The organism is Catenibacterium sp., from assembly GCF_052354645.1.
Classification (GTDB): Bacteria; Bacillota_I; Bacilli_A; order Erysipelotrichales; family Coprobacillaceae; genus Catenibacterium; species Catenibacterium mitsuoka_A.
This window is the reverse complement of the sequence record NZ_DAWDDM010000257.1, coordinates 1-2,785: the sequence shown is the minus strand read 5'-3', so window position 1 is coordinate 2,785 and position 2,785 is coordinate 1. Positions and strand designations below refer to the sequence as shown.

Sequence of the window (2,785 nt, the reverse complement as noted above, 5' to 3'; positions counted from 1 at the left end):
TTTCTTTAATTCCACAAATTCATAATACATACGGTTATGTGGTCCGTTTTCGTTTTAAGTCACTTCTTCCTGCTTATTAAAAGCCATTTGGAATTCAGTAATCTGACTTGATGGACTTCTCATGACAATATAACCTTCATCTCCCTGAATAGTAGAAGATAGCGGTGCCTGGCAATCCTTTGCAGCAACACAAACTGCTTTCATATAACCATAATCCATCACAAGTACACCTGATGTATCAATTCCTCTTTCAATATTAGGATAATAATCTACATTTTCAGGTTTACCAAAAAGTTCCATAATAAGATTGATGTTATAAACACCTAAATCCATTAAAGAACCACCTGAATGATTTGGATCAAAAGCAGGCGCAATATCTCCCTTCTTAAAACGATCATATCTTGATGAATACTGTGAGAAGTTAAAGTTAATCACACGAATATTGCCTAATTCCTTTACCTTTTCTTTTAATAGATATGTGTTAGGGAAGAAACGATTTGGAATAGCTTCTAAAAGGAACAAATCCTCTTTCTCAGCGATTTCCTTGAGTTCTAAGGCCTCTTTAAGATTAGTCGTGAATGGTTTTTCACATATTACGTTTTTACCTGCGAGAAGCGCTTTTTTAGACATAATGAAATGTAAATCATTTGGTACAGCTACATAAATAGTATCAATATCCTTATTTTCCAACATTTCTTCATAACTTAAATAATAACGTTCAATAGGATACTGAACACAAAGGTTCTTTAAGTTCTCTTCATTACGTGCTGAGATACCTAATAGTTCAATACCGTTTAATTCATTAAACATCTTTAAAAAGTCTTTAACGATCATTCCTGATCCTACAATACCTAATTTCATGATAGTTCCTCCTATTTTAATCCTTTAATAGCATCTTCTAATATCTTCATCTGTAATAATGTCTGCTCCTTAGTAACAAGCTGTGGCTTATGATTGATGATTGTTTCATACAATGCATCATAGTAGTAACCATAATCACCTTTTACTGTTTCTACCTTTTCTTCATGATAATGCCCTTCTTCATCATAGATAAGAGTGCCATAATCAGCTGGGGTATCTAAGCCAAAGTCCTCATGTTCATAAGGCATATAGAAATGTTTCAAATCCGCTTCCTGACGGTCTTTTTTTGTTTTAGTAAACATTCCCTTCTTACCATATAAAACAAAGCTAGGACGCTCTTTTATACGGAAATATGATGATTTTACTGAGACCTTTAGAGTTCCATAATAAAGATCTAAATCAAAGTAATCATTCATACGTCCTGTACCTAATAATTGGCGTACATCATAATGTGCATGATCTGGTTTACCAAAATAAGAGATCACCTGATCTAAGGTATGACAAGCATGACCATAGAGATAAGAATCAATTACTGAGAATTCATGAATGCTTTCTGGTACTTCTGGACGATAGTAATCAAAATGCATTTCTAATTCTAATAGATCACCAAGTTTCCCAGATTCAATGACCTTCTGAACAGTTAAGAAGTCACTGTCAAATCTTCTATTTTGATAACATTGAAGCATGAGTCCTTTAGACTCAGCTAAATCAAATAGTTTTTTTGCCTGTGTATAACTAGATGCAAATGGCTTTTCTACTACGCAATGTTTTCCTGCTTCTAATACTTTCTTTGCATATTCATAATGAAGACTTGATTTTAAAGTCACTACTACAACCTGAATATCCTTGTCGTTGAGTAATTCATCTAGATTATCTGTGTAATGAATACCTTCTATTTTCTTCCAAGTATCAAAGTGAATAGAACGATTATAAATTGTTTTTACTTTTATTTTATCTTTTCTTGTAAGTATAAATGGCATATGGTAACGATTAGTGCTTTTACCATTTCCAATAAATCCAATTGTAAGTGTCATATAAGTTCCTCTCTTCTTTACTACTATTCTTTATTATTTAAAGATCAATTACAAGTATTCACATTAGAATCGTAAAAAAAGTACGCAATAGGTGTGAATAACTTTTTTAAGAGAGAACTAATAGTTCACAAAAAAAGAACCCGAAGGTTCTTTTATGCTTTAATAATCTTTAATACTGGTTCATTCTTTTCTAATAATCCAAATAAGAATGCACCGATTTCTAATACAACAACTTCACCTACAAATACATAAACTGCATTTAATAGGAATGGTGTATGGAATGCAAGTGTTAATTCAATACCAACAATGATACCGTTGATTAATCCACCTAAGATACCACCAACATAACGATTAGATACTTTGTTCATAGCAACTACTGCAAGTAAAGTCGCAAATGTACCAAATACCATATCATATGCACCAAGAGATGATGGAACGTTCGCAATGAAACATCCTAATACTAATCCTGGGATATATTTCTTATTGTAGAATGCAAGGAAGATCATTACTTCTGAAATTCTCATCTGCACCTGACCATAAGAAATTGGCGCTAAGCCGATAGTAAGTGCTGCATAGACTGCAGCGATGACTGCGTTTAGTGCAATCGTTTTAACGTCTAGTTTTTTCATATTCGATTTTCTCCTTCTTCTAAAGAACAGTTAGAAGCCAAACATCATGAATTATATTCATATGTTCTTAGTTTTTTATACTGGGTTTGGCTCTCGAACCAGTTCTCAACTACTATATCATTTATAGGTATAAGAGACAAGAAAAAGAGTAAAAAAAACGAGTCAAGCGGTACTTGACTCATCGGCTCATCGCATTTTTAAATTGCGACCTGGCAGCTTGCTATTGTCGCGTCTTCACACTATCGTCGCCGTTATGATGCT

At 33.2% G+C, this 2,785-nt stretch carries 3 protein-coding genes and 1 riboswitch; all 3 genes read right to left on the bottom strand.

Annotated elements, in window-relative coordinates:
* Positions 1–54: 54 nt before the first annotated feature.
* Entirely contained in the window at positions 55–861 is an 807-nt protein-coding gene (locus ACT8VG_RS09605) for a Gfo/Idh/MocA family protein (RefSeq protein ID WP_444195734.1), read from the bottom strand.
* Between the two features lie 11 nt (positions 862–872).
* Positions 873–1,895 carry a Gfo/Idh/MocA family oxidoreductase gene (locus ACT8VG_RS09600; protein WP_187012095.1) on the bottom strand — a complete coding sequence of 341 codons (1,023 nt, stop codon included), beginning with the start codon at positions 1,893–1,895 and terminating at the stop codon, positions 873–875.
* Between the two features lie 152 nt (positions 1,896–2,047).
* Positions 2,048–2,524 carry a QueT transporter family protein gene (locus ACT8VG_RS09595; RefSeq protein ID WP_117460181.1) on the bottom strand — a complete coding sequence of 159 codons (477 nt, stop codon included), beginning with the start codon at positions 2,522–2,524 and terminating at the stop codon, positions 2,048–2,050.
* A gap of 61 nt (positions 2,525–2,585) precedes the next feature.
* A riboswitch (PreQ1 riboswitch) is annotated at positions 2,586–2,632 on the bottom strand.
* Between the last annotated feature and the right edge of the window lie 153 nt (positions 2,633–2,785).

Coding starts and splice junctions, on each gene's coding strand:
- ACT8VG_RS09600 (WP_187012095.1), bottom strand. CDS start 1,895: ATGACACTTACAATTGGATTTATTGGAAATGGTAAAAGCACTAATCGT.
- ACT8VG_RS09605 (WP_444195734.1), bottom strand. CDS start 861: ATGAAATTAGGTATTGTAGGATCAGGAATGATCGTTAAAGACTTTTTA.
- ACT8VG_RS09595 (WP_117460181.1), bottom strand. CDS start 2,524: ATGAAAAAACTAGACGTTAAAACGATTGCACTAAACGCAGTCATCGCT.